We start from the raw sequence: 25487 nt of genomic DNA on the forward strand, positions 1-25487 counted from the left end.
CGCCTTACAGCGTCATATTGGTGGCGCCGCCATCCAGCAGGATGTTTTGCCCCACGATAAAGCCCGCATGCTGCGAGCAGAGGAAGGCACAGGCCGCGCCGAATTCCTGCCGGGTGCCATAGCGGCCCGCCGGAATGGTCGCCTCACGCTGGGACTTGGCCTCTTCGATGGAAATGCCCTTTTGCCCGGCCACGCCGGTGTCCAGCGACACAGCACGGTCGGTTGCGTGAATGCCCGGCAGCAGGTTGTTGATGGTGACACCGCTGCCTGCGACCTGCCGCGAGGTGCCCGCAACATAGCCGGTGAGACCGGCACGGGCCGAATTCGACAGGCCCAGCACTGCGATCGGTGCCTTCACCGATTGCGAGGTGATATTGACCACCCGGCCCCAGCCGCGCTCCATCATGCCGGGCAGCAGCGCCTTCATCAGCGCAATCGGCGCCAGCATATTGGCATCCAGCGCCTTGATGAAATCGTCGCGCTCCCAGTCCGACCACATGCCGGGGGGCGGGCCGCCTGCGTTGGTGACCAGAATGTCGGCCGCGCCTGCGGCCTCCAGCACCTTTTGCTGGCCTTCGGCGGTCGTCACGTCTGCCACCACGGTCTCAACCTCGACGCCATAGGTATCGCGGATGGTCTGCGCCGCCGCCAGCAGCGCCTCTTCTCCGCGTGCGTTCATCACCAGATTGACCCCGGCTTCGGCCAGCGCCTCGGCACAGCCAAGCCCCAGACCCTTGCTGCTGGCACAGACCAATGCGCGCTTGCCTGCAATTCCCAGTTCCATGTTCGTCCTCCATCGGGATTCTTCGTTTCCGGCGCAGACTGTGCACTCTGCGCCCGCCGTTGACCAGCCTTCCCGCCCCCGCCATGATCATCTATGACGTGATCACGGGTCAGAAATTCTGTCCGTTGTGGTCCGTTTCGTGCCATATTTCCCGGATAGGTTACACCAGCCGCTGGCGCCCGCGCCGCCCCTTCTTTGCACAGACGAGCCATACCGTGACAGCCGACCGCACCGCGATCCGATCCATTCCGGCCCATGCCGCCGCCGCCTTTTTGGTGGAGACCGGCGCCAATATGGGGGATCCGCTGGGGGTGCTGGAGGATCTGGTGCTGGACGATGTCTATATGCTCGCCCCAGGCGCCACAGCACCGCGACGCCTGTCAGTGGCCAGCGGCAGTGATGGCAGTTTCACCCTCGCCGAGGACAGCGAGCTGGGCCAGCCCGGCGCCGCGCTGCATCTTGACTGCGCGCTCACCCTGATGGCCGAGGCCGGTCCCAATGTGGATGCGCTGGTGATGGTGGAGGTCGATGCCGAAGGGCTGATCGCCGCGATCTACCTGGTGCCGATGGCGCCGCTGATGCCGCAGACCGGATATACCCTGCTGAAGGCCGAGCGCGCCCCGGCCCGGGCGCGGCTGGCGCAGATGGCCTCGATCGCCTTTACCCGGGGCACTCATATCACCCTCGCCACCGGCGCCCAGAAGCCCATCGAGGATCTGCGCCCCGGGGACCGCATCCTGACCCGCGATGATGGCGTGCAGGAGTTGCGCTGGATCGGCCAGACCACCAGCCGCGCCACCGGCGCCATGGCCCCGATCCTGATCCGCAAGGGTACGCTCAACAACGCCCGCGACCTGCTGGTCAGCCCCGATCACCGGCTGATGGTCTACCAGCGTCACGATGCGCTGGGAGCGGGCACGCCCGAATTGCTGGTCGCCGCCCGCCATCTGGTGAACGGAGACAGCGTGGTGGTGCAGGACGGCGGCTTCGTGGATTATTTCCAGCTGCTGTTTGACCGCCATCACATCGTCTATGCCGAGGGCATCGCCGCCGAAAGCCTGTTCCTGGACCCGGTGACCGAACCCGCCCTGCCCCCGGGGCTGCTGCAGCGGATCGCAGACGGGTCCATCCCGCCCCAGCGCCGCGACAGCCACGGGCTGGACGTGCCAAGCCCGCTGTTGGACCGGCCGGATCTAGTGGAGCTGCTGAAGCGGGCGTCGCTGCGGTAGCCGTCCGGCATGGTCAGCTATGCGCAGATAGCGCCCTTTGCAAGGTTGGGCGAACAATCCAAAGTCGACTGTCATGACCTCACGAAATGAGCCCTCCGATTTCTCCAAAGCGGCTATTCCTGAACAGCGCAGTGTTTGATCGTGGCGATCTTATGAAACACGGATCAGTGAGCCTATCTCCACATATGATCCTTGCCGGAGAATGTTGCAATTTCACTACGTGTAGCTTCGATCGCGCTTTTCCACTTGAAAGACCTCCCTATGTTATCCAGTTTCAACTTAAGCGGCTACAAAGCTGTACCGAAATAGTCGGAGCCGCCGGGAACCTCCAGCCAACTATACCCAAATGGCAAACTCGGCAGCTGGTTTAACCGCGTCTTAGACCGACTACTCTAAGGGCCAAGCGCGGCTATAAATGGGAGGATCACCATGAAGATAGGTGTGACATTCCAAGCCAGTAAGTCTAACGGCGATGAATATCGCTGCGAGATCGCTCTGAGCCTAACCGCTCTGATCTGGCTTGCGAGCTTCTTCGTCTAGGACGGGGTCAGGGGACTGCTTACCGGCGGTCCCCTGAATTCTATTTTGCTTTTCAGAACACTTTTTAGGACGATAGACTTTTGGACACTTCAAAAATCCCGCCGTCAATTCTACGCGAATGGGCCCAGCCTGACATACCCATAGTCGTTCGCTCAGGCTTAAAAGGTGACAAGCTCACGGCCCGCCTCCCGTACCGCGCTGACAACCGTAAATGGCTTAATAGCTTGGCGACTGGCAATCGCAGGCCCGCAATACTCTTCGACCATGTAGAGAAATCCTGGAAGCTACCTGTGAGCTGGCTCAATCGCTTCGTAGATGGAGCATTAAACCGCTATGGGCGAGTCTATGTTGTCCAGCCTTTCCGTGAAATGGAGAAATGCGCGCCAGCATGTCGAAACGCTGTAGGCCACGACTGCCAATGTTCTTGTATGGGGGCAAATCATGGCGCGGGTGACGGTGCTGGCTGGTTTGATGTGTCGGACACATTCTCGTTTAGATGGGGGCCGCAAGAAGCCGCGATCCGCCTTATGACACGGCGCTATTGATGTACTTCAGTCCGCAAAAGAGCGTGTGTGGTTAGCTTCGTGAAAATGCAGCCACACTGTTGGGGAATAAGCTGCTCTGCTCCATCTGGGCTAGGTCAAGATTATCGATGGCGATACTCAGAACAATGGTGATCGCTATCGTGTATCAGTTGTTTCTGGGGTTGTCCTTCACATATCCATAGTCCCGTATAGGGGGATAAGATTGCTGTAAAGGAAAACCTCATTGAAACCAGTTGTTGAAAATATTCTAAAGGAGGTTGAGGCAGCGGGTTTTAGTGACATTCTTGAGGCTTCCGAGCAGGATGTGAGAAAGCTATGTGAAGTTTATTGCTTTGACCTGAAGGATTTAGCCAAGCGTTTGCGCTTGAATAATCACGCTATTCAACTTCTTACTGCTCACTTGGCCCTCGATCATACGCTTAGCGTATTCCTATCGCAGCAGTTTGTGGCCCACGCTTCTATTGACGTCGAGCGATGGGCATTTGCTCAGAAAGTGGACCTGATTTACTCTCTGGGATTGATCGACAAGCGCTTGTTTGACGCGCTTCGCCAAATAAACAAGCTGCGAAACAAAGCCGCCCATCAACTCAATTTCAAGGTGAGTTCCAAGGATGTTGAGGCAGTTATCCGCCACTGCGGAGCGCCAGTTGGTGAAATTAAGGGAAGGCGTAGGTTCGCCGAGGCCTTATTGACCACTCTGCTTCAGCTGGATGGGGCGCGCGCTCATGACGTTTACAAGCAAACCATGACTTTCCGTGCGATGTTCAATGCGCGCCGCGTCTTGGATGAAACCGCTCAGGGTTCTGATTAAAGAGGGAAGGTAGTTGCGCTTTCCGCACATAAATGTCGCAAACTCAGCTTGCCGCATCAACACCCGCACTAATTTGAAGGTCCGCTTTCGCTGGAGAGGTTGGGAAACCTCACACATGCGGTATTCGAAACAGCGCGTCACATCAGAACGGCAAGTTTGGGCTGCCTGCCGCCCCTCACTCTCTGCGCCTCTCCCTCTCTTCGCGCTCCTCTCTCTGCCTGCGTTGCGCATTCAGCGCGATGCGCAGGATGGTGTCGTCCCTCTCATGCGCCTGGATGTGGCCCGATAGCAGCGCCATCCAGTAGATGCGCAGCACCGCGTTGATGCGGCGGCTGTAGTTGGGGCCCAGCTTGCGGAACCAGCGCACCATGTCGGCGTCCAGACGGATCGTCACCCGCGTCTTTGGCCGGTTGAGGCGCTGCCAGCTGTCCATACCGTGCCAGTCCTCGGGCAGGCTGTTGCCCAGCCACTCCTTGCGCATGGCCATTTGCAGCTCTTCCAGCTCTTGCTGCATTTCAGAGAAGTAGTGTTTGCGGCTGGGCATCGGCTGTGGACTGTTGGCTTGGTTTATTTCCGTCTGGGCCTTCAGCATCGGGCATTTGGGTAAACCTGGCCCGGACGCGGCGCGCGCGTTCGGCGCAACGGCCAAGCGCGGGGGCTGGGCGGATGCGGCGGCCCGGTGTACGCCCGGTGTACAGGGGGTGCACGGGGGCTGTACGGGGGGTGCCGCCTGTTTTTCTTGCCTCGACCCGCAATCCTGATATACGCGCGCTCATGCTGGATTCCGTCACAAACCGCCCTGAACTGCCGCCCGAAATCGCGCGGCGCCGCACCTTTGCGATCATCTCGCACCCGGATGCGGGCAAGACCACTCTGACCGAGAAATTCCTGCTCTATGGCGGCGCGATCCAGATGGCCGGTCAGGTGCGCGCCAAGGGCGAAGCGCGGCGCACGCGCTCGGACTTCATGCAGATGGAAAAGGACCGGGGCATCTCCGTTTCGGCCTCGGCCATGTCGTTCGATTTCGACGGTTTCCGCTTCAATCTGGTGGACACCCCCGGCCACTCGGACTTTTCCGAAGACACCTACCGGACGCTGACGGCGGTGGATGCGGCGGTGATGGTGATCGACGGCGCCAAAGGTGTCGAGAGCCAGACGCAGAAACTGTTCGAAGTCTGCCGCCTGCGCGATCTGCCGATCCTGACCTTCTGTAACAAGATGGACCGGGAAAGCCGCGACACGTTTGAGATCATTGACGAAATCCAGGAAATGCTGGCGATTGACGTGACCCCCGCCAGCTGGCCCATCGGAGTCGGGCGCGATTTCATCGGTTGCTATGACCTGTTGCGCGACCGGCTGGAGCTGATGGACCGCGCCGACCGCAACAAGGTTGCCGAGAGCATCTCGATCGAAGGGCTGGACGATCCGAAACTGGCAGAACACGTGCCTGCGCATCTGCTTGAGAAGTTCCTGGAAGAGGTGGAGATGGCCAAGGAGCTGTTGCCGACCCTTGACCCGCAATCGGTGCTGGAGGGTCATATGACCCCGATCTGGTTCGGCTCTGCGATCAACTCCTTCGGGGTGAAGGAGTTGATGGATGGGATCGGCCGATACGGCCCCGAGCCGCAGCCGCAAAAAGCCAGCCCGCGCCAGGTCTGTCCGGAGGAAAAGAAGGTCGTCGGCTTCGTCTTCAAGGTACAGGCCAATATGGACCCCAAGCACCGCGACCGCGTCGCCTTCGTGCGCATGGCCTCGGGCCATTTCAAACGCGGCATGAAGCTGACCCACGTGCGCACCAAGAAGCCCATGGCGATCTCGAACCCCGTGCTGTTCCTGGCTTCGGACCGGGAACTGGCGGAAGAGGCCTGGGCGGGCGATATCATTGGTATTCCGAACCACGGCCAGCTGCGCATTGGCGATACGCTGACCGAGGGCGAGGCCCTGCGCGCCACCGGTATCCCGTCTTTTGCGCCGGAACTGCTGCAGACCGTGCGCGCGGGCGATCCGATGAAAGCGAAGCATCTGGAAAAGGCGCTGATGCAATTCGCAGAGGAAGGCGCCGCCAAGGTCTTCAAACCCTCCTTCGGCTCCGGCTTCATCGTCGGCGTTGTGGGGGCTTTGCAGTTCGAAGTGCTCGCAAGCCGGATCGAGATGGAATACGGCCTGCCGGTGCGTTTTGAGCCCTCTCAGTTTACCTCGGCCCGCTGGGTTTCCGGGGAAAAACCGGCGGTGGAGAAATTCATCAACGCCAACAAGCAGCACATCGCGACAGACCATGACGGCGACACCGTCTACCTGACGCGGCTGCAATGGGACATCGACCGGGTGGAGCGGGATTATCCAGACTTGAAACTGACCGCGACCAAGGAAATGATGGTCTAACAACATCAATGCCCGGGCGGTTCAACATGGCCCGGGCGCGTTTCCAGACCGGCGGTGATCTGGAGACGATCGTCGACTGCGCCGTCCTGCTGAACCGCCGTTCTAAGAGGCTGCCCTGACACATTCGCCGACACAGACATGGGGTATCGTCAGCACCATCAAGGCCCAGGCCAAGGATGTGCTGAACTTTGCCGCCTATCATCTCGACGCAGGCGCGCATCGGCTTTTCCTCTATCTTGATGCCCCCTGCCCCGAGGCACGCGATCTCTTGGCGCAGCACCCGAAGATCCGGGTTTTCGACTGCGATGATGCCTCCTGGGCGCAGCGGCGCAAGGGCGGCAAACCTGACAAGCACCAGGTCCGGCAAACCCTGAATGCCACCCGCGCCTACAGACGTCAGAGCAAGGGGCTGGATTGGCTGATCCATATGGATGTGGATGAATTCCTCTGGTCCAAAGAGCCCTTGTCACAGGTGCTGGCGCGCCAGCCCGAAACGGCTCTCTGCGCGCGCGCGTACCCGATTGAAAGCCTGGCCGGAGGCGACGGCTCTGCCTTCAAGACGCAAATCCCCCGTGGTAGCGACAGAGGTGCCCGGGCCGGGCAGCTTTATCCCACCTATGGCGAGCATCTGCTCAGCGGCTTTCTCAGCCATACCCAAGGCAAGCTTTTCGTCCGTCCTGGCATGGAAGAGGGCAAGCTGCGCATCCACAATTTCTTCGTGGACGGGGAGGAAAATCCCAGCCAGGTGGTCCTGCCGGACGTCGACTTGTGCCATCTTCACGCCCGCGATTGGGACAGCTGGCTGTCGCATTACAGCTACCGGCTGAGGCAGGGCTCCTACCGATCCGAGCTGAAACCGGCCCGGCCCCGCGACAAGGGCGGTATCAATCTGCACGAACTCCTCTCGGCCATCGAAGCGGAACAGGGTACCGACGGTCTGCGCGGTTTTTTTGAGGAGACCTGCGCCGACAGCGCGGAACTGCGAGCGCGGCTTGAGCAGGAAGGCTGCCTGCGAATCCGTGAACTGCGCCTCGCGGAGAAACGCGCCAAACATTTTCCAAAATTCGCCTAAAGGGCGATAAACTCTGCAAATATGCACCGAAAGAGCGCGAAAAACCGCGTTTTCTCCTGCAAAATCAGGCTTCAATTGACGGTGCACCCGTATTTTGCTAAGTCCGCCCCGAAGCCGGAAGCTGCCAAACCGCATGACCTTGCGAAACCGGCTGACTCACACACGCGCGGGCCTGGTCAGTGTCCGCAAAAACGGACGCATATGACAAAATTCACCGATCTGAACTTGAACCCCAAGGTCCTCAAGGCAATTGAGGAAGCCGGGTATGAATCCCCCACCCCGATCCAGGCCGGAGCGATTCCGCCCGCGCTGGAGGGACGCGACGTTCTGGGGATCGCCCAGACCGGCACCGGGAAGACCGCTTCTTTCACCCTGCCGATGATCACGATGCTCGCCCGCGGTCGCGCGCGTGCGCGGATGCCGCGCAGCCTTGTGCTCTGCCCCACGCGCGAGCTGGCAGCACAAGTTGCTGAAAACTTCGACACCTACACCAAGCACCTGAAACTGACCAAGGCCCTGCTGATTGGCGGCGTCAGCTTCAAGGAACAGGACCAGCTGATCGACAAGGGCGTCGACGTTTTGATCGCAACGCCCGGTCGTCTGCTTGACCATTTCGAACGCGGCAAGCTGATCCTCTCTGATGTCAAGGTCATGGTGGTGGACGAAGCCGACCGGATGCTCGATATGGGCTTTATCCCAGATATCGAACGCATCTTTGGCCTGACGCCCTTTACCCGCCAGACCCTGTTCTTCTCGGCCACCATGGCGCCGGAGATCGAGCGGATTACCAACACCTTCCTGTCTAACCCCGAGCGGATCGAGATTGCCCGTCAGGCAACCACCTCGGAAACCATCGAACAGGCCGTTGTGGAATTCAAAGCCTCCCGCAAGGATCGCGAAGGCAGCGAAAAGCGCAAAGTGCTGCGCGCGCTGATCGATCAGGAAGGCGAAAAGCTGACCAATGCGATCATCTTCTGCAACCGCAAGATGGACGTGGATGTGGTGGCAAAGTCGCTGAAGAAATACGGCTATGACGCCGCGCCGATCCACGGAGACCTGGACCAAAGCCAGCGGACCAAAACCCTTGATGGGTTCCGCGAGGGCCAGTTGCGCATTCTCGTGGCTTCGGACGTGGCTGCGCGCGGTCTCGACGTGCCCAGCGTCAGCCATGTGTTCAACTACGACGTTCCCGGCCACGCCGAGGACTACGTGCACCGGATTGGCCGCACCGGCCGCGCCGGCCGTGAGGGCAAGGCGATTACCATCTGTACCCCGCGCGATGAAAAGGCGCTGGATGCAGTCGAAAGCCTGGTTCAAAAGACCATCGCCCGCTTGGAAAACCCTGTTAAAAAGGCACCCAGCCGCAAGTCCACCGAAGATGCCGTGGACGCAGGCAAGGATGATACCGCCGCAAGCAAGCCCAAGCCGACCCGCAGCCGTCGCGGTAAATCGGCGGACAAGGGTCAGGACGCGCCCAAGGATGCAAAGGCAGATCAGGCAGCAGACGCGGATACGGACACAGCAACCGCGCCAAAATCCCAGTCCCGCTCTGGCGACAAATCGGCCAATGCTGAAAAGCCAGCGAAACAATCGCGTGGTGGCCGTGGAGGCAAGCAGGACCGCCGCGACGACCGCAAGGTTGTCGGCATGGGCGATCACATGCCCAGCTTTATTGCGCTGTCCTTTGACGAACGCCGCGCTAGCTGACGCATCACCACTTTGACAGTTTTGACGGCTGCATCCTGAATGGGATGCAGCCGTTTTTCGTTCTCCCCTACGGCGCCTGCCAACCGATCATTCGCGGTTTGGTGACTTGCTTTGCACCTGCAGCATGGCGGCATTGATCATTTGACCGGATGTCAAACCCGCCGCAGGGGACTATGTCACCCGCAAGCAAGACAGACACATCTCATAGGTTGAAAAGTTAAATGACCCAGTTCGACAACACCCCGCTCACCGCACAGGACATCCAGGCCATCGAGCAGCGTGCCCATGCAATGCGCAGCGCGGCAATGGGCAACATGCTGCGCGCCGTGGTGGCACGCATCGGCGGCGCCGTCCACAAGATCACCGCACTGGTGCACCGCCCGCGCCACGCCTGATCGCACTTTCGAATACCACAGCTCACAAAAACGCCCTGACTTATCCAGTCAGGGCGTTTTCGTTTTCAGTCTTTGACAAGTAGGGATCAGCGCATACGGCTGATCACCACTGTTACTTCAGGCTTCTTGCCGATCTCGTTGTTCGCGGTTTGACGCGCCACACGGCGCAACTCGCCTTCCAGCTTGTCATCGTCGCGCAGGGTCTTGGCACCGGCGCGCATCAGGAACTGGTTCAGGTCCTCTTCGATCACCTCAGCCAGCGCCGCATCGGATGTTCCGGTCTCCGCTAGGCCTTTGATGTCGCACCAGGGTTCGCCCAGCGGTTCGTCTTCTTCATCAAGGATCACCGTGATCACCACGTGGCCGTTCAGCGCCATGCGGATCCGGTCACGCACAATGCCATCCAGCGCGCCGATCTTGACCGATCCATCCAGATAGGTCCGGCCGGTGTCCACATAGTCGACGATCTTCGGCCCTTGATCATCGGAAAGATCCAGCATGGTGCCGTTCACCGCCACAACGCTGGCATAGCCTTTTTCCTCAGCGATGCGCGCGTGCTGGCGCAGGTGGCGGTGTTCGCCGTGCATCGGCACCAGGATCTTCGGTTTGACCAGCGCGTGCAGCTGTTCAAGGTCGGGACGGTTGGCATGGCCCGACACGTGGTACAGGCCCGAGCTGTCATCTACGACGTCGACGCCGCGCTCCGAGAACTGGTTCATGATGCGGATCACGCCCTTCTCGTTGCCCGGAATGGTTTTCGAGGAGAACAGGAACAGATCACCGGCCTTCAGCTCAAGCCCCCGATACTTACCGCGTGCCATCTGCGCGGTTGCCGCCCGGCGTTCGCCTTGGCTACCGGTAGTGATCAGCATCACGTTGTCACGCGGCAGTTCCTGCGCGTCCTCAGGCTGGATCACCTTGGGGAAATCCTTCAGCACACCGGTTTCCACGGCGGCCTCAACCATGCGCAGCATCGCACGGCCCAAGAGGACGATGGACCGCCCTGCCCGCTCGCCCGCCTCGGCAAGGGTCTTCACTCGCGCAACGTTGGAGGCAAAGGTGGTGGCAGCAACCATGCCGGTTGCGCTCTCGATCAGTTTGGTAATCTCCGGCGCCAGTTCGGATTCAGAGCGCCCCGGATGAGCCGAGAAGACGTTGGTGGAATCGCAGACCATCGCCTGCACGCCGTCCTTGGCGATCTCGGTCCACATCTCCGGATCGAAAGCCTCACCGACCAGCGGGTTCGGGTCCAGTTTGAAATCGCCGGTGTGCACGATCCGCCCGGCCGGGCTGTCGATCACCAATGCGCCGCTTTCGGGGATGGAGTGGGACATCGGCGCGACACCAACGGTGAAGGGGCCGAGCTTGGTCACTTCGGGCCATGCCGATACGGTCTGCACCACCTTGGGATCATGGCCGCGCTCTTCCATCTTGCGGCGGGCAAGGTTGGCGGTAAAGGCGCGCGCGTAGACGGGCACCCGCAGATCCCCATAAAGATGCGAGACCGCGCCGATGTGGTCCTCGTGACCATGGGTGATGAAGATCGCCTCAAGCTGGTCAACGCGTTCCTTCAGCCAGGTGATGTCGGGCATGATCAGGTCCACGCCCGGGCTGGTCTCCATATCCGGAAACGCAACGCCCAGATCCACCAGGATCAGCCGTTCCTTGCCCGGTTTACCATAGCCATAGACATAGGCGTTCATGCCAATTTCACCTGCCCCGCCAAGGGGCAGATAGATCAATCGTTCAGTGCTCATTCGGAGTACCGTTATCCTTATTGTATTTATGGATGACCTGTAGGCCGTGCATCGTGAGGTCGTCCTCGAATGCGTCAAACAGATCCGCCGTTTGCTGGAACAAAGGCGCCAGCCCGCCTGTTGATATGATTTTCATAGGCACACCGCGCTCTTCCTTGATGCGGGTGCATATCTCTCGCACCAGCCCCACGTAGCCCCAGAACACGCCAGATTGCATGCAGGCCACGGTATTGGTGCCAATGACTTTTTGCGGTTTAGAGATGTCCACATGTGGCAGCGCAGCCGCCGCCTGATGCAGAGCCTCAAGACTAAGGTTCACGCCGGGGGCGATCACGCCACCGACATAGGCACCATCTTCGGCCACCACGTCAAAGGTGGTCGCGGTGCCGAAATCCACCATCACCAGATTGCCACCGTAGTGATCGAAGCCGGCCACCGTATTGACCAGTCGGTCCGGCCCCACGGCGGTGCCTTCATCCACGCGTACTTCGACCGGCAGCAGGCAATCGGGCTTGCCAACCACAAGGGGCCGTGTGTTGAAATAACGATCCGCCAGAACACGGAGGTTGAACACCACCCGCGGCACAGTAGAGGAGATGATCATGTCGGTGATATCCGCCTCGATCCCCTGCAGTCGCATCAGCGTGTTGAGCCAGACGTAATACTGATCCGCGGTGCGTTTCCAATCGGTGGCGGTGCGCCACATGCCGATGAACTGCTCTCCGTCATAGATCGAGAAGACGGTATTGGTATTGCCACAATCGACGGCCAGAAGCATGGGCTTGTCCTTCCTAGAAATAGACATCCGCGGCCGGGATCGAAATGCGGCCTTTGGCGGTGTTTAGGACAAGGTTGCCACTGGCGTCCACCGTTTCGAACGTGCCTTCGGTTTCCGACGTTGCGGTGCGTGCCGTGATGACCTCACCCAGCTTGGCCGCGCGGGCCAGCCAGGCGGTGCGGATCGGTTCAAATCCGTAGGTTACGAATTGCTCCTCGTATCGGGCAAAGGCCGCAGCCAGCGCCTCAAGGAAATCCTCGGGCGCGACCTGAATACCGGTCTCCGACAGCAGCGAAACCGGCCACACGGCGCCGGGCTCCAACCATTCCTTCATCGGGGTTTCCATCAGGTTCACCCCGATCCCGATGGACAGGTGGCTAACACCTGTGCCTTGTCCGACGCTTTCCAACAGGATACCGGCCAGCTTGCCACCGTTCAGGAGCACATCATTGGGCCATTTCAGCGCCAGTCCTTCGCTGCGCCCCGTCAGGGACTCGCATGCGTCATAGACCGCCAGCGAGGCCACGAAACTGCGCAACGCCACCTGCGAGGCCGGACCTTCAGGACGGATCACAAGCGTGGCTGCAAAATTTCCCTTGGGATCCTTCCAGTCGCGGCCACGGCGGGCGCGTCCCTTGGTCTGGCGCAGGGCCAGGATCCACTCGGGGCCCTGAAGCTCACCGACGATCCGCGCTGCCTCGTCCAGGGTGCTGTCCACCTCGGGCAGAACCCGTTTCCCATATCCCGTCGGCCAGGTCATCAAACGCCTCCACCTTTACGCACAAAAGGCCCGGTCATGCGACCGGGCCTTCCGAGACTGTCTGAACAACAGATCAATTTACAAGCGTTGCGGCGGCAGCCGCTGCTGCCCCGTCGATACCGAACTGGTAGACCACCCCGATCAGCATCAGCGCAGCCGATCCCATCAGCGCCAGCGTCAGCACCGGAGAGCCTTTGATCTCGACTTCACCTTCGCCGGAGCCGAAGTACATGTAGAAGACGATCCGCAGGTAGTAGAAGGCACCGATGACCGAGGCGACTGCCGAGGCCACGACCAGCCCCATCAGACCCGCATCAACACCCGCCTGCCACACGCCCAGCTTGGCAAAGAAGCCCAGCATCGGCGGAACACCGGCCAGCGAGAACATCAGGATCAGCACCGCCAGCGCCTTGCCCGGCTCGCGCGATGCGAACTGGTTCAAGGCGTTGATATCGGTGACCGGCGTGCCGTCTTTTTCCAGCATCAGGATGAAGGAGAAGGTACCGATGTTCATGGTGACGTAGATGGCCAGGTAAACCAGCATCGCGGTCACGCCCTGTTCGGTGCCCGCTGCGAGACCGATCATCGCATAACCCATATGCGCGACCGAGGAGAAGGCCATCAGGCGTTTGATGTTGGTCTGTCCAATGGCGGCAATGGCGCCAAGGAACATCGACAGAACCGACAGAACCACGATGACCTGCTGCCAGTCGGTGACCGCACCGCCGAATGCATCATGCAGCACCCGTGCGAACAGACCCATCGCAGCAACCTTGGGCGCGGTGGCAAAGAAGGCGGTAACCGGCGTCGGCGAACCTTCGTAAACGTCCGGGGTCCACATGTGGAACGGAACGGCCGAGACCTTGAACGCCATGCCCGAGATCAGGAAGACGAGGCCGAACAGCATGCCCAGCGACATGTGGCTATGCTCTGCCACCTGAATGATACCAGCGAATTTCGTGGTACCGGCAAAACCATAGACCAGCGAGGCGCCATAGAGCAGCAGACCGGAAGACAGAGCGCCCAGCACGAAGTACTTGAGGCCCGCTTCGGTCGATTTCACGCTGTCGCGGCGCAGGGCAGCAACCACATAAAGCGCCAGCGATTGCAGCTCTAGCCCCATGTAAAGCGCCATCAGGTCGCCTGCCGACACCATGACCATCATCCCCACGGTGCTAAGCGCAACCAGGATCGGATACTCAAAGGGCAGCATGCCGCGGCGCGACATGTACTCTTGTCCCATCACCAGCACCGCTGCGGCACCGATCAGAACCAGAACCTTGGCAAAGCGAGCAAAGCCATCATCGACGAACATGCCGCCGAAGGCCTCGTGCATGCCATTGCCGCCGGTTGCGATCCAGACCGCCAGGGCGACCATCAGGGCTGCGGTGGACCAGACCAGCGTCGCGGCCAGCTTGTCCTTGCCCGTGTAGACCGCCGCCAGCAGCGCCAGCATTGCGTAAACAGCCAGAATAATCTCTGGCAGGACGACGGAGAGATCAGCTTGGATCATCTGCCTTGGCTCCCTTAGTGCGAAGCAATCTGGGTCGCCGACGAGGTGTCAGCGGCGGCCAGAGAATGGTTGAAATTCGAGATCAGAGCCTCGGTCGACGGGCCGATGATATCGGTGACAAGCGACGGGTAGACGCCCAGCAGGATCGTCATCACCACCAGCGGCGCAAAGATGAACCGCTCGCGTCCATCCATGTCCTTGATGGTCTTGAGGCTCTCCTTGATCAGATCGCCAAAGACCACCCGGCGATAGAGCCACAGCGCATAGCCCGCTGAGAAGATCACGCCGGTGGCAGCAACAGCCGCAACCCAGGTGTTCTTCTGGAAGGTGCCCATCAGGGTCAGGAATTCACCAATGAAGCCCGAAGTGCCCGGCAGGCCGACGTTGCCCATGGTGAAGAACATGAAGACCAGCGCATAGGCAGGCATCCGGATCACAAGGCCGCCGTAGGCGTCGATGTCACGGGTATGCATACGGTCGTAGATCACGCCAACGCAAAGGAACAGAGCAGCCGAGATGAAGCCGTGGCTCAGCATCTGGAAAATCGCACCGTCTACGCCCTGTTGGTTGGCCGCAAAGATACCCATGGTCACAAAACCCATGTGCGCAACCGACGAGTAGGCGATCAGCTTCTTCATATCCTCCTGCACCATCGCTACCAGCGAGGTATAGACAACCGCGATGGCGGACATCCAGAGCACCAGATCAGTCATCACGTCCGATCCGACCGGGAACATCGGCAGGGAGAAGCGCAGGAAGCCATAGCCGCCCATCTTCAGCATGATCGCTGCCAGCACGACCGAGCCTGCGGTCGGCGCCTGAACGTGCGCATCCGGCAGCCAGGTATGCACCGGCCACATCGGCATCTTCACCGCGAAGGAGGCGAAGAAGGCCAGGAACATCAGCGTCTGCATGCCGCCCACCACATGGATACCCAGCACGTCAAAGCTCGCGGCCGAGAAGCTGTGGGTCAGCAGGGTCTCGATGTCGGTGGTGCCCGCGTCAGCGTACATCGCCACCATGGCCACCAGCATCAGCACCGAACCGAAGAAGGTGTAGAGGAAGAACTTGAAGGAGGCGTAGATACGCTCCTTGCCGCCCCAGATACCGATGATCAGGAACATCGGGATCAGGCCCGCTTCGAAGAACAGGTAGAAGAGCACCAGATCCAGCGCCATGAAGACGCCCAGCATCAGGGTTTCAAGCAGCAGGAAGGCCACCATGTATTCCTTGACGCGGACGGTAACATTCCAGCTGGCCAGAATGGTCAGCGGCATCACGAATGTGGTCAGCAGCACGAAGAGCACCGAGATACCATCGACACCCATCTTGTACTTCAGACCAAAGATCCAGTCGGCCTCTTCCACAAACTGGAAGCCCGTGTTGGCGGCGTCAAAGTTAACGTAGATATAGAGCGACGCCAGGAAGGTGATCGTTGTCGCCAGAAGCGCGATCCATTTGGCGTTCCGCTGACCCGCTTCATCCTCTCCCCGGAGCAACAGGGCCATCAGGCCCGCCGCAAATGCCGGGATAAAGGTGATAATTGAAAGGATGTTGTCCATCAGTGCGCTCCTCCGCCGATCGACATCCAGGTGACAAGGGCGGCAATGCCCAGCACCATCCAAAAGGCATAGGTAAAGATGAAGCCGGACTGGGCCCGGCCAGCGAGACGGGTGAAGAAGGGCACGATGCCCAAGGCCACACCGTTCAGGAAGCCGTCAACCGTCTTGCCGTCGCCCTTCTTCCAGAAGAAGCGGCCAATCGCCAGGGCGGGTTTGACAAAGATCGCATCGTACAGCTCGTCAAAGTACCACTTGTTCAGGAGGAACAGGTACAGCGGGCGCTGGTTCGCGGCCAGACGGGCCGGAAGCGAGGGGTTCCAGATATAGAACCACAGCGCCATGATCAGACCGCCCATCATCGCGATGAAAGGAGAGACCTTTACCAGCCAGTGAACCTTGTGCGCATCGTCCAGCACGGTGTTGTCCGGAGCGAAGTAAAGCGCGCCCTCGCCCGGCTTGCCGGTGAAGACATAGTGATGTTCGCCCTTTGCAGCCTCGCCATGGTCGTCCGTGGCTTCACCGTGTCCTTCAGCCGAGGCTTCAGCGTAGGGAATGCCATAGAACTTGCCCACGGTGTCAGCATGACCGAAGAAGCTGTTGTACCAAATCATGCCGGAGAACACCGCACCCAGAGCCAAAACGCCCAGCGGGATCAACATGACCATCGGGCTTTCATGCGCGTGATCATGGGTGTGCTTGTCGCCGCGCGGCTTGCCGTAGAAGGTCAGGAAGATCAGGCGCCAGCTGTAGAAGGAGGTCATCGCAGCAGCGATTACCAGCAGCCAGAAGCCATACATGGAGCCACCTGCATAGGCGCTTTCGATGATCGCATCCTTGGACAGGAAGCCTGCAAAACCGAAATGCGTGAGCGGAATACCAACACCGGTGATGGCCAGCGTACCGATCATCATCGCAGCAAAGGTGTAGGGGATCTTTTTGCGCAGACCACCATAGTTCGTCATGTCCTGCTCGTGGTGCATCGCGTGGATCACGGAGCCCGCGCCAAGGAACAGCATCGCCTTGAAGAAGGCGTGGGTGAACAGGTGGAACATCGCTGCCGAATACATGCCCACGCCAGCGGCCACGAACATGTAGCCAAGCTGCGAACAGGTCGAATAGGCGATGACGCGTTTGATATCGGTCTGAACCAGACCCACGGTGGCGGCAAAGAAGGCCGTCGTGGCGCCCAGCACGGTGATGAACATGGTCGCCTGCGGCGCCACTTCCATCAGCGGCGACATGCGGCAGACCAGGAAGACACCAGCGGTCACCATGGTCGCGGCGTGGATCAGCGCCGACACAGGCGTCGGGCCTTCCATCGCGTCCGGCAGCCAGGTGTGCAGGATCAGCTGCGCCGATTTACCCATGGCACCGATGAACAGCAGGATCGCGATCAGGTTTGCCGCGTTCCACTCGCCCCAGAGAAAGCTGAGCTGTGTTTCGGCAATCTCGGGCGTCGCCGCGAAGATGTCGTTAAAGCTGATGCTGTCGGTCAGGAAGAACAGACCAAAGATACCCAGCGCAAAACCAAAGTCACCGACACGGTTGACGATGAAGGCTTTCATCGCAGCCGCATTGGCCGAAGGCTTGCGGTAGTAGAAACCGATCAGCAGGTAGGAGGCAACGCCGACGCCTTCCCAGCCAAAGAACATCTGAACCAGGTTGTCCGAGGTCACCAGCATCAGCATCGCGAAGGTGAAGAAGGACAGGTAGGCAAAGAAGCGCGGCTTGTAGCTTTCGCCGTCTTTCCACTGCGGGTCATGGGCCATGTAGCCGAAGGAGTAGAGGTGCACGAGGCTGGAAACCGTGGTCACCACGATCAGCATGATCGCAGTCAGGCGGTCCAGCCGGATGCCCCAGGAGGTCGAAAGCGAGCCGCTTTCGATCCAGCGCATGATTTCGATGTGCTGCGTGGTCCCGTCAAAGGACAGGAAGGTGATCCAGGACAGGACCGCCGAGAAGAACAGCAGGCCCGTCGCCGTGATGGTGGCGGCCTTTTCGCCGATGAACTTCCAGCCAAAGCCGCAGATCACCGCCCCGACCAGCGGGGCAAAGAGAAGGATGGTTTCCATGACGCTTTAGCCCTTCATCACGTTGATGTCTTCCACGGCGATGGTGCCGCGGTTGCGGAAGAAGCAAACCAGGATCGCCAGGCCAATGGCGGCCTCAGCGGCGGCCACGGTCAGCACGAACAGGGTAAAGACCTGCCCCACCAGATCCCCAAGGAAGCTGGAGAAGGCCACAAGGTTGATGTTCACCGCGAGGAGCATCAATTCGATGCTCATCAGCAGGATGATCACGTTCTTGCGGTTCAGGAACAGTCCGAAGATGCCGATGACGAACAGTGTCGCCGCGACGGTGAGATAATGTTCAAGTCCGATCATTGCCTTACAGCCCCTGCCCCGGTTTGATGTCCTTGAGTTCCATCGCCTTGGCCGGGTCACGCATCATCTGTGCGACGATGTCCTGACGCTTCACGTCCTTGCGATGGCGCAGGGTCAGCACGATGGCGCCGATCATGGCCACCAGCAGGATCAGGCCCGCCAGCTGGAACAGAAGGAAATATTGGTCATAAATGATGAGGCCAAGCGCCTCGGTGTTGTGGGTATCCGTCGGTGTCGGCTGCGCCAGCAGCTCGGATGCCAGCGGCGCGCTTTCCCAGGCGCCATAGGCCATGACGAACTGCATCAGGATGACAAGACCGATCAGCAGCGCGACAGGCATGTACCTCGCCATTTCCGCTTTCAGCTCGGCGAAATCCACATCCAGCATCATCACCACGAAGAGGAACAGAACAGCGACCGCCCCCACGTAGACGATGACCAGCAGCATGGCGACGAACTCCGCCCCCAGCAGCACGAACAACCCGGCCGAGGAAATAAAGGCCAGGATCAGCCACAGCACCGAGTGTACCGGCTGGCGACTGATCACAGTGAACAGCCCGCCGGTGATGGCGCTGATGGCGAAGAGGTAGAAGGCAAAAACGCTCATGTCTCATCGTCCCTTTTGTCGTCCAGGACCTCCTGCGCCAGCTCGAGCGCGCGGGTCATGGCCGGAATGCCGGCAAAGACCGACATCTGTCCGATCGTTTCAACGATCTCTTGTTTCTTCGCGCCCGCCTCGAGTGCGTGGCGCACGGTCTGGCGCACGGCGGTATCCGCCTGCGCGCCCTGCATGGTCAGCCCGGCCAGCGTCAGAAGCAGCCGGGTCTTGGCGTCCAGACCGTCCTTGTTGACGGTCCTGCCGAACATCAGTTCCATCGCCTCTTTGGGCATGGTCGGCCAAAGCGCCTCGAACCCCTTGGGCGAGAAATGCTCAAGGCCGGGATTGAGAGCCCGGGCCATCTCGTGGGCCTGGGCCATCATGGCCTCAAAGGGGTTCTTGGTTTCGCTCATCTCTCATTCACCGGTACGGGGCGTCGATTTCCAGGTTGCGGGCGATCTCGGCTTCCCAGCGCTCCCCGTTCGAAAGCAGCTTTTCCTTGTCGTAGAACAGCTCTTCGCGGGTTTCGGTGGCGAATTCGAAATTCGGCCCTTCCACGATGGCATCCACCGGGCAGGCTTCCTGACAGAACCCGCAGTAGATGCATTTGGTCATGTCGATGTCGTAACGCGTAGTGCGGCGGCTGCCGTCTTCACGCGGTTCGGCATCGATGGTGATCGCCTGCGCGGGACAGACCGCCTCGCAAAGTTTGCAGGCAATGCAGCGTTCTTCGCCGTTGGGATAACGGCGCAGCGCGTGTTCACCGCGGAAGCGGGGCGACAGCGGCCCCTTTTCATGCGGGTAATTGAGGGTGGCCTTGGGCGCGAAGAAGTACTTCAGGCCCAGTTTCATGCCTTGCCAGAAATCCTGCAGCAGGAAGTATTTGGCGGCGCGGGTGTAATCGATCTGCGTCATGATCAGCCCCCAGTTGTCCAGCGTGCGAAGGCACCCCAGAACCAGTCGAATTTTGCAGCGAAGGAGACAAAAACCACCCAGACCAGCGAGAAGGGAAGGAAGACCTTCCAGCCAAGGCGCATCAGCTGGTCATAGCGGTAGCGCGGGGTGATCGCCTTTACCATCGCAAAGAGGAAGAAGAAGAAGGCCATCTTGCCAACCATCCAAAGGACGCCATCAGGCAGACCCGGGATCGGGGACAGCCAGCCGCCAAAGAACAGCAGCGTGGTCAGCGCGCACATCAGGAAGATGGCAATGTATTCACCGGCCATGAACAAGAGGAACGGCGTGGCCGAATATTCAACCTGATAACCCGCAACCAGTTCGGATTCCGCTTCGGGAAGGTCGAACGGCGGGCGGTTGGTTTCAGCCAGGGCCGAGATGAAGAACAGGAACACCATCGGGAAGTGCGGCAGCCAGTACCAGTTGAACAGACCCGCGTTGCCATCCTGCGCACGCACGATCTCGCTGAAGTTCATCGAACCGGTCGAGATGATGACACCAACGATGATCAGGCCAATCGACACCTCGTAAGAGATCATCTGCGCGGCAGAGCGCAGGGAGCCAAGGAACGGATATTTCGAGTTCGAGGCCCAGCCACCCATGATGACGCCGTAAACCTCAAGGCTGGACACCGCGAAGACATACAGGATCGCCACGTTGATATCCGAAAGGACCCAGCCATCGTTGAACGGGATCACCGCCCAGGCAATCATCGCCAGCACGAAGGATGTCAGCGGGGCCAGAATGAAGACGCTGCGGTCCGCACCCGCCGGAATGACGACCTCTTTGACGACGTATTTCAGCGCGTCGGCCACCGATTGCAGCAGGCCGTAGACGCCCACCACGTTGGGGCCCCGGCGCATCTGCACCGCCGCCCAGATCTTGCGATCCCCGTAGACGAGGAACAAAAGCGAAATCATGACAAAGGCAACAACTGCAAGCACTTGCGCCAGTATCAGAATGGCGATGCCGCCTGGGGTGTTAAAGAATTCAGCCATAGGTCCTCACACCGTGGGTATTCCGTTTGCCTCACAGTCGGCGACCACGACTTCAGCGTCGATGGTGCGCAGACCGCGCGGGAGGGAGGGCGAGATGGTGTAGACAGCATCTGCAGTCTGAACGCCACCCTCTTGTTTCATTTTTGTGCGCACATGACGCGCGAAGCCGTAGCCCCGGATCAGCGCATATTGCGCGGCCGCACATTCGGCATAGTCATCCAGGTCCGCCTCGGAGCGGGCACCGGACATAGCAACGTTGAAACGCACCAGATCGCCGTTCAGCAGGCTGGTCTCGACCCCTTTGTATTCAGGGGTGGACCGGTCTGCCGCGCCGGAACCGGGCACCTGCGCGCAGGCCCCCAGCAGCAAGGACGATATGAGCGCCGCGCGGATCACTCGGCCGCGATCTTGTCTGTCTTGCGGGCTTTTGCTGCGGCCGAGAGTTCGGCCATCAGCTGCGATGCACGTGCAATCGGGTTGGTCAGGTAGAAGTCCTTCACCGCAGGCAGGAAGTCGGCCTTGCCCAGCGGTTCGCCTTCGAGCGCGGCAACCTCGTTTTCGATAACCTCACCCACTTTCGCCAGATGCGGAACTTCGCCAACCATCGCCTGACGCAGCTGCGCCAGCGAGTCGTAAGGCAGTTTCGCGTCCAGCTCGGCGCTGAGTGCGCGTAGGATGGCCCAGTTTTCCTTCGCCTCGCCCGGTGCGAACCCGGCACGGAAGGTCAGCTGCGGCCGCCCTTCGGTGTTGACGAAAAGACCGTTTTCTTCGGTATAGGCGGCACCCGGCAGGATCACGTCGGCGCGGTGTGCGCCGCGGTCACCGTGGCTGCCCTGATAGACAACGAAGGCACCCGGATCGATTTCGACCTCATCCGCGCCCAGGTTGTAGATCACCTCGGCGCCATCGATTGCTGCGGCCATGCCACCTTCGGTCACGGCGCCGATGTCCATCGCGCCAACACGGGCTGCGGCGGTGTGCAGCACCAGAACCTTGGCGCCGGATTTGGCGGCGAGCTCCTGAACCTTGGCCATCACGGCCAGACCGTCCGCCTCACGCAGGGCGCCCTGCCCCACGATGATGACCGGCGCCTTGTCGGCAATGTCATGGGCGTTGGCTACTGCTGCGTCCAATGCAGCGCGGTCGGTGCCGATGTGTTCGTAATCATAGGTCAGATCCGCAGCGGCGCCGATCAGCCCGACATTGGCGCCCTTCAGCCAGGCCTTGCGGATACGGGCGTTCAGAACCGGCGCCTCGTCGCGCGGGTTGGTGCCAACCATCAGGATCGCCTGTGCCGCGTCGATATCCTCAATCGCCGCAGTGCCCACATAGGCCGAGCGGTTGCCAATGGCGAGGCGGGCATTGTCGGTGCGGCATTCCACCGAACCGCCCAGACCTTCGACGAGTTGTTTCAGAGCAAAGGCCGCCTCGACCGGGACCAGATCGCCGATCAGACCGGCAACTTTCTTGCCCTTCATGGCAGTTGCCACGGCATCCAGCGCCTCGGGCCATGTGGCGGGGCGCAGTTTGCCATCAACACGCACATAAGGCTTATCCAGACGCTGGCGACGCAGACCGTCCCAGACGAACCGGGTCTTGTCAGAGATCCACTCTTCGTTCACGCCGTCATGGTTGCGCGGCAGGATCCGCATGACTTCGCGGCCCTTGGTGTCCACGCGGATGTTCGAGCCAAGCGCGTCCATCACGTCGATGGTTTCGGTCTTGGTCAGCTCCCAGGGGCGGGCGGTAAACGCATAGGGTTTCGAAGTCAGCGCACCGACCGGGCAAAGATCGATGATATTGCCCTGCAGGTTCGAATCCAGCGTCTCGTTCAGGTAGGAGGTGATCTCCGCATCTTCGCCGCGACCGGTCTGACCCATCTGGGTGATACCGGCGACTTCAGTGGTGAAACGCACGCAGCGGGTGCAGGAAATGCAGCGGGTCATGGCGGTGCCGACCAGCGGTCCCAGATCCAGATCATCCACGGCACGCTTGGCTTCACGGAAGCGGGAGAAGTCAACGCCATAGGCCATCGCCTGATCCTGCAGGTCGCATTCGCCGCCCTGGTCACAGATCGGGCAATCGAGCGGGTGGTTGATCAGGAGGAACTCCATCACGCCTTCGCGTGCCTTCTTCACCATCGGTGAATTGGTCTTCACCACCGGTGCCTGACCTTCGGGCCCCGGGCGCAGATCGCGGACCTGCATGGCGCAGGAGGCTGCGGGCTTGGGCGGGCCGCCAACGACTTCGACCAGGCACATACGGCAGTTGCCGGCGATGGACAGGCGTTCGTGATAGCAGAAACGCGGGATCTCTACCCCGGCCTCCTCGCACGCCTGGATCAGGGTCATGGCCCCATCCACCTCAATCTCGGTTCCGTCAATGTTGATCTTGCGGAGGTCAGACATGGTCTATTTCGCCCTCAGTAAAACGCCGATCGCGCTGTTGTTCTTGATTTCCATGCGTCCGAACGCACAGAAGGATTCCGGTTTTCCGTATGAGACGCCACGGCTTGCAAACAGCGTCTCTCCCTTTGCCCGCATCCGGGCCTTTTCCGTGTCCGAGCCGATGTAGGCGCGGATTTCAGTGTCCGAATAGCCAAGGTCATTGGCCCGCGCGCGCAGGCGCCGCAACTCTCCGACGCCCTTCCAGAACCGCGCACTGAGGCTGTCGCAGTGATCGGCGATCTCTTTGGCGACGGCGACGGCAAACAACGGCTCTTCGATTTCGGCGACCGAGCGCAATGGAGGTTTCGCTAGCAGCGCCGATGGTACCAGCGTCAGTGCCACTGCAGACACAAATGACAGAACAACCCGTTTCACATGACTCTCCTTCTTTGCGGAGCGCCAATCAAACGGGGAGCCTGCGTCGTTATGCAATAACGCCGGGCCAGGATATGCGGCCATGCCGGTCACGTGTCGCAAGTCCCGTGGAAAATCGCGGTATCACCATCAAGCCGCAGATCGGCCTCGGGGTCGTAGGGATCCACGTCCCAGATGATGTCGGAAGTGCCGTAACCGGCTTCACTCAGGCAATAGGTGACGCCAGCGTGATGCGCAGCCATACGCGCGCCCTTGAAGGATTGCGACGCCTTGGAGACCTCAACGCGGAAATCGGCCCGCGTGACCTTCTTGTCCACCGGTTTCGCCTTCGCCTTGAACGCTACGCCATCATAAAGCGTGCGGTCGCTGAAAGAACTGCCACAGCCAGCCAGCACTGCCGCAGACAGCAACAGGACACCTGCGGATTTCAGTTTCCGGTTCATCGTGCCCCCTCCCCGTCGTAGCTGCACAGACCCCATGCCCCCAGACAAAGCACAGCCGCCCGGGCAGAAACGCCTGCCTGGCTGGATGTCATTGTGAGGGGAAAATTGCTCATCATGGGATCTGCTATCTGCCTGTCTTTTATTATTATTCAGCCGCCATCGCGCCCATGCGGCCCGACTTTTGCGCCTTGATGCGGTCTTCGATCTCTTCGCGGAAGTTCCGGATCAGGCCCTGGATCGGCCAGGCCGCCGCGTCGCCAAGCGCGCAGATGGTGTGGCCTTCGACCTGCTTGGTCACATCCCACAGCATGTCGATTTCTTCCGGTTCCGCCTGGCCTTTGACCAGACGATCCATCACGCGCATCATCCAGCCGGTGCCTTCGCGGCAGGGTGTACACTGGCCGCAGCTTTCGTGCTTGTAGAATTTGGACAGACGCCAGATCGCCTTGATGATGTCGGTCTGCTTGTCCATCACGATGACCGCCGCAGTGCCAAGGCCGGAACCCAGCTCACCGCGCAGGTAATCAAAATCCATGATCGCATCGCGCATGTTCTCACCGCGTACACAAGGCACGGACGAGCCACCGGGGATCACCGCAAGTAGGTTGTCCCAGCCGCCGCGAATGCCGCCGCAATGCTTTTCGATCAGTTCCTCGAAGGAAATCGACATCGCCTCTTCGACGACGCAGGGGTTGTTGACGTGCCCCGAGATCGCGAACAGCTTAGTGCCCGCGTTGTTGGGGCGACCAAAGCCCGCAAACCATTCAGCGCCGCGGCGCAGGATGGTGGGAACGACGGCGATGGATTCGACGTTGTTCACCGTGGTCGGGCAGCCATAAAGACCCGCGCCCGCCGGGAACGGTGGCTTCATGCGGGGCATGCCCTTCTTGCCTTCAAGGCTTTCGATCAGAGCGGTTTCCTCGCCGCAGATATAGGCACCGGCACCGTGGTGCAGGAAGACGTCAAAGTCCCAGCCGGATCCGGCCGCGTTCTTGCCCAGAAGACCCTTGTCATAGCATTCGTCGATGGCCGCCTGCAGGGCCTCGCGCTCGCGGATGTATTCGCCGCGAAGATAGATATAGCAGGTGTGGGCGTTCATCGCGAAAGAGGCAATCAGCGCACCTTCGATCAGCGTATGCGGATCGTGGCGCATGATTTCGCGGTCTTTACAGGTGCCGGGCTCGGATTCATCCGCGTTGATCACCAGATAGGCCGGGCGACCGTCGCTTTCCTTGGGCATGAAGGACCATTTCAGGCCGGTGGGGAAGCCCGCACCGCCGCGACCACGCAGGCCGGAGTCCTTCATTGTCTGGATGATCCAGTCCCGCCCCTTTTCGATCAGACCGGCGGTGCCATCCCAGTGGCCGCGCGCCTGAGCGCCTTTGAGCGTCCGCTCATGCATACCGTACAGGTTGGTAAAGATCCGGTCCTGGTCCTTCAGCATGTCTGC

At 60.3% G+C, this 25487-nt stretch carries 24 protein-coding genes; 6 read left to right on the forward strand and 18 right to left on the reverse strand.

What is annotated here, in order from left to right; genetic code table 11:
- Positions 1-4: 4 nt before the first annotated feature.
- Positions 5-784, reverse strand: a complete 780-nt coding sequence (locus tag AC5SSZ_RS09830; protein ID WP_274868058.1) for an SDR family oxidoreductase — start codon at positions 782-784, stop codon at positions 5-7.
- A gap of 215 nt (positions 785-999) precedes the next feature.
- On the opposite strand from AC5SSZ_RS09830, the gene AC5SSZ_RS09835 reads away from it, so the two are divergent.
- Positions 1000-2013, forward strand: coding sequence for a Hint domain-containing protein (locus AC5SSZ_RS09835; RefSeq protein WP_495438333.1), 1014 nt, complete (start codon positions 1000-1002; stop codon positions 2011-2013).
- Positions 2014-3321: 1308 nt separating this feature from the next.
- Complete coding sequence (locus tag AC5SSZ_RS09840) at positions 3322-3909, forward strand: hypothetical protein (RefSeq protein WP_495438078.1); 588 nt, start codon at positions 3322-3324, stop codon at positions 3907-3909.
- Positions 3910-4084: 175 nt separating this feature from the next.
- Here the strand turns inward: AC5SSZ_RS09840 and AC5SSZ_RS09845 are convergent, their stop codons facing one another.
- Positions 4085-4453, reverse strand: coding sequence for a BrnA antitoxin family protein (locus AC5SSZ_RS09845; protein WP_495438079.1), 369 nt, complete (start codon positions 4451-4453; stop codon positions 4085-4087).
- A gap of 230 nt (positions 4454-4683) precedes the next feature.
- Between AC5SSZ_RS09845 and AC5SSZ_RS09850 the strand changes: the two genes are divergently transcribed.
- The 4 genes from AC5SSZ_RS09850 (at position 4684) to AC5SSZ_RS09865 (ending at position 9465) form a co-directional block, all read left to right on the forward strand.
- Complete coding sequence (locus AC5SSZ_RS09850) at positions 4684-6291, forward strand: peptide chain release factor 3 (RefSeq protein WP_065273138.1); 1608 nt, start codon at positions 4684-4686, stop codon at positions 6289-6291.
- A 178-nt stretch (positions 6292-6469) separates the two neighbouring features.
- Positions 6470-7363, forward strand: coding sequence for a glycosyltransferase family 2 protein (locus AC5SSZ_RS09855; protein WP_495438080.1), 894 nt, complete (start codon positions 6470-6472; stop codon positions 7361-7363).
- Positions 7364-7564: 201 nt separating this feature from the next.
- Positions 7565-9070 carry a DEAD/DEAH box helicase gene (locus AC5SSZ_RS09860; RefSeq protein ID WP_274868063.1) on the forward strand — a complete coding sequence of 502 codons (1506 nt, stop codon included), beginning with the start codon at positions 7565-7567 and terminating at the stop codon, positions 9068-9070.
- A 221-nt stretch (positions 9071-9291) separates the two neighbouring features.
- On the forward strand, positions 9292-9465 hold the full coding sequence (locus AC5SSZ_RS09865; RefSeq protein WP_274831831.1) for an RSP_7527 family protein: 174 nt from the start codon (positions 9292-9294) through the stop codon (positions 9463-9465).
- 86 nt (positions 9466-9551) lie between these two features.
- On the opposite strand, the gene AC5SSZ_RS09870 is transcribed toward AC5SSZ_RS09865, so the two are convergent.
- The 16 genes from AC5SSZ_RS09870 to nuoF all read right to left on the reverse strand — a co-directional run bounded on the left by AC5SSZ_RS09870 (position 9552) and on the right by nuoF (position 25481).
- Complete coding sequence (locus AC5SSZ_RS09870) at positions 9552-11222, reverse strand: ribonuclease J (protein ID WP_495438081.1); 1671 nt, start codon at positions 11220-11222, stop codon at positions 9552-9554.
- Positions 11212-12000: a type III pantothenate kinase gene (locus AC5SSZ_RS09875; RefSeq protein ID WP_274828795.1), complete on the reverse strand. Its 789-nt coding sequence runs from the start codon at positions 11998-12000 to the stop codon at positions 11212-11214. The genes AC5SSZ_RS09870 and AC5SSZ_RS09875 overlap by 11 nt, the downstream gene beginning before the upstream one ends.
- A 13-nt stretch (positions 12001-12013) precedes the next feature.
- Positions 12014-12763, reverse strand: coding sequence for a biotin--[acetyl-CoA-carboxylase] ligase (locus tag AC5SSZ_RS09880; protein WP_274836737.1), 750 nt, complete (start codon positions 12761-12763; stop codon positions 12014-12016).
- A gap of 70 nt (positions 12764-12833) precedes the next feature.
- Positions 12834-14273: an NADH-quinone oxidoreductase subunit NuoN gene (gene nuoN / locus AC5SSZ_RS09885; RefSeq protein ID WP_495438082.1), complete on the reverse strand. Its 1440-nt coding sequence runs from the start codon at positions 14271-14273 to the stop codon at positions 12834-12836.
- A 14-nt stretch (positions 14274-14287) separates the two neighbouring features.
- Positions 14288-15835, reverse strand: coding sequence for an NADH-quinone oxidoreductase subunit M (locus tag AC5SSZ_RS09890; RefSeq protein ID WP_495438083.1), 1548 nt, complete (start codon positions 15833-15835; stop codon positions 14288-14290).
- Positions 15835-17907: an NADH-quinone oxidoreductase subunit L gene (gene nuoL, locus AC5SSZ_RS09895; RefSeq protein WP_495438084.1), complete on the reverse strand. Its 2073-nt coding sequence runs from the start codon at positions 17905-17907 to the stop codon at positions 15835-15837. The genes AC5SSZ_RS09890 and nuoL overlap by 1 nt, the downstream gene beginning before the upstream one ends.
- 6 nt (positions 17908-17913) lie before the next feature.
- On the reverse strand, positions 17914-18219 hold the full coding sequence (nuoK, locus tag AC5SSZ_RS09900; RefSeq protein ID WP_005624625.1) for an NADH-quinone oxidoreductase subunit NuoK: 306 nt from the start codon (positions 18217-18219) through the stop codon (positions 17914-17916).
- Positions 18220-18223: 4 nt separating this feature from the next.
- On the reverse strand, positions 18224-18826 hold the full coding sequence (locus AC5SSZ_RS09905) for an NADH-quinone oxidoreductase subunit J (RefSeq protein ID WP_065273130.1): 603 nt from the start codon (positions 18824-18826) through the stop codon (positions 18224-18226).
- Positions 18823-19230 (reverse strand): carboxymuconolactone decarboxylase family protein, encoded by a 408-nt coding sequence (locus AC5SSZ_RS09910; RefSeq protein ID WP_065273129.1) that lies wholly within the window; start codon positions 19228-19230, stop codon positions 18823-18825. Before AC5SSZ_RS09910 ends, AC5SSZ_RS09905 begins: the two co-directional genes overlap by 4 nt.
- A gap of 7 nt (positions 19231-19237) precedes the next feature.
- Entirely contained in the window at positions 19238-19732 is a 495-nt protein-coding gene (gene nuoI / locus AC5SSZ_RS09915) for an NADH-quinone oxidoreductase subunit NuoI (RefSeq protein ID WP_065273128.1), read from the reverse strand.
- A 2-nt stretch (positions 19733-19734) separates the two neighbouring features.
- Complete coding sequence (gene nuoH / locus AC5SSZ_RS09920; protein WP_065273127.1) at positions 19735-20772, reverse strand: NADH-quinone oxidoreductase subunit NuoH; 1038 nt, start codon at positions 20770-20772, stop codon at positions 19735-19737.
- A 6-nt stretch (positions 20773-20778) separates the two neighbouring features.
- Complete coding sequence (locus AC5SSZ_RS09925) at positions 20779-21168, reverse strand: YNQ4 family lipoprotein (RefSeq protein WP_065273126.1); 390 nt, start codon at positions 21166-21168, stop codon at positions 20779-20781.
- Positions 21165-23180 (reverse strand): NADH-quinone oxidoreductase subunit NuoG, encoded by a 2016-nt coding sequence (nuoG, locus tag AC5SSZ_RS09930; RefSeq protein ID WP_495438085.1) that lies wholly within the window; start codon positions 23178-23180, stop codon positions 21165-21167. The genes AC5SSZ_RS09925 and nuoG overlap by 4 nt, the downstream gene beginning before the upstream one ends.
- Before the next feature lie 3 nt (positions 23181-23183).
- Positions 23184-23594: a DUF5333 domain-containing protein gene (locus AC5SSZ_RS09935; RefSeq protein ID WP_495438086.1), complete on the reverse strand. Its 411-nt coding sequence runs from the start codon at positions 23592-23594 to the stop codon at positions 23184-23186.
- A gap of 89 nt (positions 23595-23683) precedes the next feature.
- Positions 23684-24037, reverse strand: a complete 354-nt coding sequence (locus AC5SSZ_RS09940) for a hypothetical protein (RefSeq protein ID WP_495438087.1) — start codon at positions 24035-24037, stop codon at positions 23684-23686.
- A 145-nt stretch (positions 24038-24182) separates the two neighbouring features.
- Entirely contained in the window at positions 24183-25481 is a 1299-nt protein-coding gene (nuoF, locus tag AC5SSZ_RS09945) for an NADH-quinone oxidoreductase subunit NuoF (RefSeq protein ID WP_065273122.1), read from the reverse strand.
- Between the last annotated feature and the right edge of the window lie 6 nt (positions 25482-25487).

It is taken from the genome of Phaeobacter sp. CC-HEC084, from assembly GCF_059429255.1.

Bases quoted from the DNA above. Each gene is read 5' to 3' on its own strand.
- AC5SSZ_RS09830 (WP_274868058.1), bottom strand. From the start codon at position 784: ATGGAACTGGGAATTGCAGGCAAGCGCGCATTGGTCTGTGCCAGCAGC.
- AC5SSZ_RS09845 (WP_495438079.1), bottom strand. From the start codon at position 4,453: ATGCCCAGCCGCAAACACTACTTCTCTGAAATGCAGCAAGAGCTGGAA.
- AC5SSZ_RS09850 (WP_065273138.1), top strand. From the start codon at position 4,684: ATGCTGGATTCCGTCACAAACCGCCCTGAACTGCCGCCCGAAATCGCG.
- AC5SSZ_RS09860 (WP_274868063.1), top strand. From the start codon at position 7,565: ATGACAAAATTCACCGATCTGAACTTGAACCCCAAGGTCCTCAAGGCA.
- AC5SSZ_RS09865 (WP_274831831.1), top strand. From the start codon at position 9,292: ATGACCCAGTTCGACAACACCCCGCTCACCGCACAGGACATCCAGGCC.
- AC5SSZ_RS09870 (WP_495438081.1), bottom strand. From the start codon at position 11,222: ATGAGCACTGAACGATTGATCTATCTGCCCCTTGGCGGGGCAGGTGAA.
- AC5SSZ_RS09875 (WP_274828795.1), bottom strand. From the start codon at position 12,000: ATGCTTCTGGCCGTCGATTGTGGCAATACCAATACCGTCTTCTCGATC.
- nuoN (WP_495438082.1), bottom strand. From the start codon at position 14,273: ATGATCCAAGCTGATCTCTCCGTCGTCCTGCCAGAGATTATTCTGGCT.
- AC5SSZ_RS09890 (WP_495438083.1), bottom strand. From the start codon at position 15,835: ATGGACAACATCCTTTCAATTATCACCTTTATCCCGGCATTTGCGGCG.
- nuoL (WP_495438084.1), bottom strand. From the start codon at position 17,907: ATGGAAACCATCCTTCTCTTTGCCCCGCTGGTCGGGGCGGTGATCTGC.
- nuoK (WP_005624625.1), bottom strand. From the start codon at position 18,219: ATGATCGGACTTGAACATTATCTCACCGTCGCGGCGACACTGTTCGTC.
- AC5SSZ_RS09905 (WP_065273130.1), bottom strand. From the start codon at position 18,826: ATGAGCGTTTTTGCCTTCTACCTCTTCGCCATCAGCGCCATCACCGGC.
- AC5SSZ_RS09910 (WP_065273129.1), bottom strand. From the start codon at position 19,230: ATGAGCGAAACCAAGAACCCCTTTGAGGCCATGATGGCCCAGGCCCAC.
- nuoI (WP_065273128.1), bottom strand. From the start codon at position 19,732: ATGACGCAGATCGATTACACCCGCGCCGCCAAATACTTCCTGCTGCAG.
- nuoH (WP_065273127.1), bottom strand. From the start codon at position 20,772: ATGGCTGAATTCTTTAACACCCCAGGCGGCATCGCCATTCTGATACTG.
- nuoG (WP_495438085.1), bottom strand. From the start codon at position 23,180: ATGTCTGACCTCCGCAAGATCAACATTGACGGAACCGAGATTGAGGTG.
- AC5SSZ_RS09940 (WP_495438087.1), bottom strand. From the start codon at position 24,037: ATGAACCGGAAACTGAAATCCGCAGGTGTCCTGTTGCTGTCTGCGGCA.
- nuoF (WP_065273122.1), bottom strand. From the start codon at position 25,481: ATGCTGAAGGACCAGGACCGGATCTTTACCAACCTGTACGGTATGCAT.